Annotated in this window: 3 protein-coding genes and 2 rRNA genes; 1 reads left to right on the forward strand and 4 read right to left on the reverse strand. The window is 41.1% G+C overall.

Annotation, left to right across the window (positions count from 1 at the left end; all coding sequences use genetic code 11):
* Nucleotides 1-8: 8 nt before the first annotated feature.
* Nucleotides 9-1,484: a hypothetical protein gene (locus WH223_RS02955; RefSeq protein ID WP_340046036.1), complete on the reverse strand. Its 1,476-nt coding sequence runs from the start codon at nucleotides 1,482-1,484 to the stop codon at nucleotides 9-11.
* Between the two features lie 59 nt (nucleotides 1,485-1,543).
* Nucleotides 1,544-3,430 (reverse strand): alpha-L-fucosidase, encoded by a 1,887-nt coding sequence (locus WH223_RS02960; RefSeq protein WP_340046037.1) that lies wholly within the window; start codon nucleotides 3,428-3,430, stop codon nucleotides 1,544-1,546.
* A 155-nt stretch (nucleotides 3,431-3,585) separates the two neighbouring features.
* Between WH223_RS02960 and WH223_RS02965 the strand changes: the two genes are divergently transcribed.
* Nucleotides 3,586-5,073 carry a catalase gene (locus tag WH223_RS02965; protein ID WP_340046038.1) on the forward strand — a complete coding sequence of 496 codons (1,488 nt, stop codon included), beginning with the start codon at nucleotides 3,586-3,588 and terminating at the stop codon, nucleotides 5,071-5,073.
* Between the two features lie 1,110 nt (nucleotides 5,074-6,183).
* Here WH223_RS02965 and rrf read toward each other — a convergent pair.
* Nucleotides 6,184-6,295 (reverse strand): 5S ribosomal RNA (gene rrf / locus WH223_RS02970).
* Between the two features lie 114 nt (nucleotides 6,296-6,409).
* Nucleotides 6,410-6,553 (reverse strand): 23S ribosomal RNA (locus WH223_RS02975); the annotation flags it as partial.

Consider the following 6,553-nt stretch of genomic DNA (forward strand, 5'->3'; position numbering starts at 1 on the left):
CTCTTTTTTTAGAAATCAATGGTATCATCGCCATCCCAATCTTCTTGATAACGTACTATAAAGTTATTACTCGCATCTATTCCACTCAACAGCTCTCCCCGAAAAACCAAACGGACATTGTTCTTGATATTACCTGATACCGTAAAAGTGCGCAACAGTTTGTCGGCTTGATTATACACATCCAACGTATAGGCTATTTGACTAGCAACCGCTAAGTTTCCCATAAATTGGTTAAATACTAATTCCTTACTTTCTCTATCAAAATCAACCGCATAAGTTATCTCCGTTTGGTCCACAATAGGATTTACCGTCATCTTCCCAAATGGAGCATAGTAAAAGGGGGAATGAGCCTGCTTGACAACAATACGCTTGACGGCAGAGAGGTCACGATTATCTGTGAATTCAAATTTTACTTGACTATAATACCGACGTAGCAATAGATCAAATTCCAAATCTTTACGTACCGTAAAGTCTAACTCGAGACCATATACCTTTGCCCGTCGGTTTGAGAACAAGTTTCCAATATAAAATTGTTCCATAGTTGCTTGATTAGGCATCAACAATTCTGCTTCTGAATCATTAGACACAAAAGCTCCTTTATAATCGCCAGGAGGCAACTCTACAAATAATGTAGGAACAGTATTTTCTGCAAAAGGAGCTTGTCCAGTTACTATAAGGCTCTTTCGCTGTGCATCAAAAATATGGTAACTCAACTGCCGTACTTTATTTGAACTACTGTCACTTTTTAGACCTTTTAAGAAAATGTTATCCATCCGTATGACTCCCGTTTTCGGATTATAAGCACTACCATTTCCACGGTCACCAGCCTTTGCTACCAATTTGATAAAAAGAGGAAGCCGATAATCTAAAGCTATCGTATCGAGGTAATAAAGAAAACTATTCTTAGGATAACTCCCCGTAATATTGGCAAACTGATTTTCTTCCACAAGAAATCTGTAGTTATCCACATTTTGTGAATAAGATAGGGTAAAACTATTCGGTCCCGTTCCTGAAGAACTGATATCAAAGCCAAAGGACGCTACTTTTTGCCCCCCAACAAGCGGAAGCTGAAAAATAATTTGCTCACCCCCGGTTATAGCCATTGCCTTTCCAGCAGGATAACCATTAGATGCCCAACCTGCAGCGTCAAAATTACGCGGCTCTAATTCGTCATTATAGCGAATAGAGGCTGCGCCGTCCAGCCATATGTCGGGCGTTATGGAGCTCCCATTAAAAGACCAATAATATAGGTAAGGTATTTGTCCATTCGCCGTAGGCTCGTAAGTGCCAACATTTGACAAAAGAGTCGATACAGGGGGCTTACCTAATAGATTAACAATGGTTTCAAAGGCAGCGAAGCGAACCGCTACAGTATAGCTTTCTTGACGATCATCTAGTGGAGTAGTATCTTCTTTACAGGAATAGCAAATGATGAATAACATAGAAAGCACAAACCAATAAGATTTGGAGAGGCTTTTCAACATATGGATTATAATAAGGTTTTCCCTTTAAGTTACACAAAAAAATAGCTCACTAGTGATTCTTACTCAAAAAAACTAAACTCGGCAACGGTAAATCCATCTGAAATAGTCTCTTTCGGAACAAACCTCAGATAGTTGAATGCTTTAGATTCACCAAAACGAATATACTGCTGAATTGGATTTGCTTGGATGTTAGAAAACTCACCTTCTTGAAAAAGTGTCCACACCTTACCATCAGCACTATTATACAAGCTATATTTAAGCACCGTTCCATCCAAATGGCCATCTTGACGAGGCAAATAACCAATAGCAGAGATAGGTTTATGGAGCTTAAAATCAAGCCCTTTCTTTTTACTCACCAAATGAGCGAAACTAGTTAAATCACCATCAACAGCTGCTTCAGCACCCTCCGTTTGTAACAAGTAATCTTTAGATAATAATAAGGGTTTAAAAATAGGGCCCTGAATCGCAAAAGCGAAGTCCTCTTCAAATATGCGAAATAAACCAAAATCACTTAAGGTAGGGGCAACTGGTGCATAAAGGTGAATACGTAGTGCATCAGCCGTTACCAACGCATCTAATCTGATTAATCGGTTAGCACCAATACTCGTCGCTTTTGCCAAAAACTGCCATTCACCATTCTTCCATATTTCTATCGTAACAGAATCTAACCGTTGTCCCAACGGAATATATTCGCGCAAGCGGATTAAGTCGAAGGAGGTCGGCTGTGGCAACCGAACGGTTAATATCGTATTCAACACATCATCATCTGCTGCATAATACGTTGACCGATCATCATCTAATACCTGTTCAGCAGCATAAGTTACAGATTCCCCACGCACATTAGAAGCTTCCATCTTAGCTCCTTTAGCGAGGTTTACCTTAAACGTTTCATCCACCTTACGGCCAAATGCTTTTAGCGATTGTACATCATTTGGATGCAGATATCCATCTGGCATTGGTGCCAAGCCTAAGTTGAGGTTAGCTCCTCGACCTACAGACTTTAAATAAATATCAAAAAGTTGATTGGGAGTTTTCACTTGCAGGTCTTCTTCAGGATGGAAGAACCAACCTTTTCGATGAGGCACATCACATTCTGCAGGAATCCAATAAGCGCCATCGCGATCGCCCGTTGGTAAATTCGTTTCATCAACAACACCAGGAACTGGCTTTAACCCATCGGTACGCCTTGGTGTTAACGTTGCCCAGCTCGTTTCTGCTGCCATCCCCTTTTCGTTACCTACCCAACGCATGTCTGGCCCTACATCCGAAAAAATCATTGCCATGGGCTGATAACGTCTAACAATTGGCCAAGTCTTCTCATACCACTCGTAGTAGGTTGTGCGATCTATCGTTCGCTTCTCTTTTAAACCACCGTAGTACCCATCTCCCCCATTAGCTCCATCATGCCAAGAGGTAAACAAGGGGCCATAGTTCGTCATTAGCTCCGTCAATTGTGCTCGATAGGCTTCCGCATAAGCTGGTGTTCCATAACGCATATCATTACGATCCCATGCGTATAAATAAACGCCGAACTGTAGCCCATGTTCATGACTAGCCTCCATAAATTCCTTTACCATGTCTCCTTTTCCTTCCCTCCAAGGGCTATGTGCTATACTATAATCCGTTGTAGCCGTAGGCCATAAGCAAAAACCATCGTGATGCTTCGCTACAGAAATAAGTCCCTTAAATCCGGCTGACGCTGCAGCGGCAGCAATCTGTCCGGCATCAAACTTCTGTGGATTGAAAAGTTTAGGGTCGGCATCGCCATACCCCCATTCTTTATTCTGAAACGTAGTTGGTGTAAAATGAATTAAGCAATACATCTCCAATTCATGCCATTTGAGCTGTCTTTCACTCGGTATAGCACCATAGGGAGCTGGTGGTGTTTGCCCCAATAAAAACAGAGGCAAAACACAGATTATCAAAAACAATTTTAGGCTTTTCATGCTTATTTATATATGGTTAATGCTTGAATATAAGAAAAATAAAGGAAAGAAGCTGCTGAACAATCTTTATAGAGAAAGGCAATAGCGCATAGAACAAAGCGATATAAGAACTTCAGCTATTAGACTTAGATTTGAGTAAACAATAAAATACAGTTATGGGAGATAATAAAAAAATTACAACGGCTTCGGGTGCACCTGTGGCGCATTATGAAGACTCACTGTCGGCGGGCCCAAGAGGACAATTATTACTGCAAGACTACTTCCTGCATGAAAAGTTAGCGCAATTTAATCGGGAGCGGATTCCTGAACGTATTGTACATGCTAAAGGTTCTGGAGCTTACGGTACCTTTACCGTTACGCACGATATCAGTAAATTTACTAAAGCTAAATTTTTAAATAAAATAGGTAAGGAAACCAAGGTATTTATCCGTTTCTCTACTGTCGGTGGCGAAAGAGGATCAGCCGATTCTGAAAGAGACCCACGCGGATTTGCTTTGAAGTTTTATACGGAAGATGGAAATTACGACCTCGTAGGTAATAATACGCCTGTTTTCTTTATCAAAGACCCACGTAAGTTTCCTGACTTTATCCATACACAAAAAAGAGATCCTTATACCAATTGTAAGTCGCCAACGATGATGTGGGATTTTTGGTCTTTAAACCCTGAATCTTTACACCAAGTGACGATATTAATGTCTGATCGTGGTACGCCTTATGGCTTCCGTCACATGCATGGCTACGGTAGCCATACATTCTCCATGATTAATGCGCAAGATGAACGTATTTATGTGAAATTCCATTTTAGAACGCAACAAGGCATTAAAAATCTAGGTGGTAAAGAAGCTAGTGAGTTACGCGGCATAGACCCGGACTATGCACAACGTGATTTATACACCTCAATAGATAACGGTGATTTCCCGAAATGGAAACTCTTTATTCAAACGATGACGGAAGAGCAAGTGAAGGAATTCCGTTGGAATCCATTTGACTTAACAAAAGTGTGGTCGCAAAAAACTTATCCTTTAATAGAAGTTGGAGAATTAGAATTGAATCAAAATCCACAGAACTATTTTGCAGAAGTAGAGCAAGCAGCATTTGCACCTGCACATGTAGTTGATGGTATCAGCTTCTCTCCCGACAAAATGTTGCAAGGGCGTATACTTTCTTACCCTGATGCACATCGTTACCGCTTAGGGGCTAATTTCGAACAAATACCTGTAAACCGCTGTCCTTTCATGGTAAACAATTACCACCGTGATGGTGCAATGCGTGTCGATGGCAATGGTGGCGCTAATCCGAATTATTCTCCTAATAGTTTTGATGGATTAGTGGCCGATAAAAGTTACGCTGAACCAGCAATCCAATTAGATAGTTTGGTTGCAGATCACTATGACCGTAATCAAAATGATGATGATCATTATACACAACCTGGTGACTTATACCGTTTATTATCGGATGAACAAAAAGAACATCTTATCAATAACATCGTAGACGCGATGTCGGGTATAGAGGGACCTAAAAAGGATGAAATTGTAATGCGTCAGCTATGTCATTGGTTCCGTGCGGACACCAACCTTGGCATGGGGGTAGCTAGAGGTTTAGGTTTATCTATGGATAAATTAAGTGAACATATGCCTAAATAGGTTTTAATCCATAATAAAGAACGGCTAAGGTGGGTAACCTTAGCCGTTCTTGTTCTTATCCTACTTTCATTAGATTATCTTGCACTTCTTTCTTCTCTGTATCGTCCTCGTTTGAAACGAGGATGCTGGAGAATAGCGTTTGTAACGCTTATTGAAGGCTTTTGCTTAATTATAGTGCGTGTCCTTAGCCAGGACGAGGCTTCACCCTTTTCCTTGATGAAATTGTGGCAAAAATCAAGGCTGGCACATACTGCTATCTTCGCTTGCAAATTCCGGAACAAAACGAACTGGCTCCGCTCAGACAGCGTTTTCTTCTTCCGGAATTTACGGCACTACGATTTACGCAACAGATGCCTAGGCCTTTTTCTTGGCAACTGCAAGTTATTGCCCTCTCCAAGTTGTCATGCTGAGCTTGTCGAAGCATCGTGTTAGAACGATGTAAAGCGTTGAGATAAATCTAGATAATTGTAGGTTTAAATGAGAAAGTAGATTGATAAAGTACATATTAGAATGATTACTTGCTATGGCACGCTAGTTCTCACCGTTTGTTTGCACTATCTATCGTCCTCGTTTGCAACGAGGATGCTGGAGAATAGCGTTTGCAACGCTTTATTGAAGTCTTTTGCTTAATTATAGAACGTGTCCTTAGCCAGAACAGGGCTTCACACTTTTCCTTGATGAAAAGGGTAGCAAAAATCAAGGCCGGCATATACTGCTATCTTCGCTTGCAAATTCCGGAACAAAACGAACTCGCTGCGCTCAGACAGCGTTTTGCTCTTGCGGAATTTTCTACGCTACGATTTTACGCAGCAGATGCCTAGGCCTTCTTCTTAGCAAAGCAAATTAGTTATGTTTTGCGGCTCATTTTTCTTTTGTATAAAGCTATTCAGGTTGTGATGCTGTACTTCGACAGGCTCAGGATGACAATTTGCAGTATCGCTTAGGAAGGTTTAAGTCTGCTATATAAGGAATACGTGCTTTACTTAAAATAAGGTGTAGCTATAGCTGTTGTAGTTACAGCATGGGGACTGCTTGCTGCTGTCTGGTGATTGGGGAAAAGTTAGTACAAACAAAAAGCCCCTCCAGTTTCCTGAAGGGGCTTTGTTTAAAATTAGGCACCGACCTACTCTCCCACCTGTTACGGCAATACCATCGGCTCTGGCGGGCTTGACTTCTCTGTTCGGAATGGGAAGAGGTAGACACCGCCGATATAGGCACCTGAATATCTTGATAAATAATGACACATTATATCAACCTATTAAGGGTCTGCATTATTTAATTGACAATACTGGAAGAAAGAAGAGTAACAAAGAAGAAAACAACAGTGTTTCTATCGCTGTAGAAAGCTTCGGGCTATTAGTACTACTCGGCTTTGGTCTTTCAACCTTTACACCTATAGCCTATCAACGTAGTCATCTCCTACGACCCTATAAGGAAGTCTCATCTCGTGGCTAGTTTCGCACTTAGATGCTTTCAGCGC

The sequence above is a fragment of the Sphingobacterium sp. MYb382 genome, from assembly GCF_037572665.1.
In the GTDB taxonomy this organism is placed as follows: Bacteria; Bacteroidota; Bacteroidia; order Sphingobacteriales; family Sphingobacteriaceae; genus Sphingobacterium.

What these genes read in the sequence shown, in the direction of transcription:
- WH223_RS02965 (WP_340046038.1), top strand. Translation starts at nt 3,586, where the DNA reads ATGGGAGATAATAAAAAAATTACAACGGCTTCGGGTGCACCTGTGGCG.
- WH223_RS02955 (WP_340046036.1), bottom strand. Translation starts at nt 1,484, where the DNA reads ATGTTGAAAAGCCTCTCCAAATCTTATTGGTTTGTGCTTTCTATGTTA.
- WH223_RS02960 (WP_340046037.1), bottom strand. Translation starts at nt 3,430, where the DNA reads ATGAAAAGCCTAAAATTGTTTTTGATAATCTGTGTTTTGCCTCTGTTT.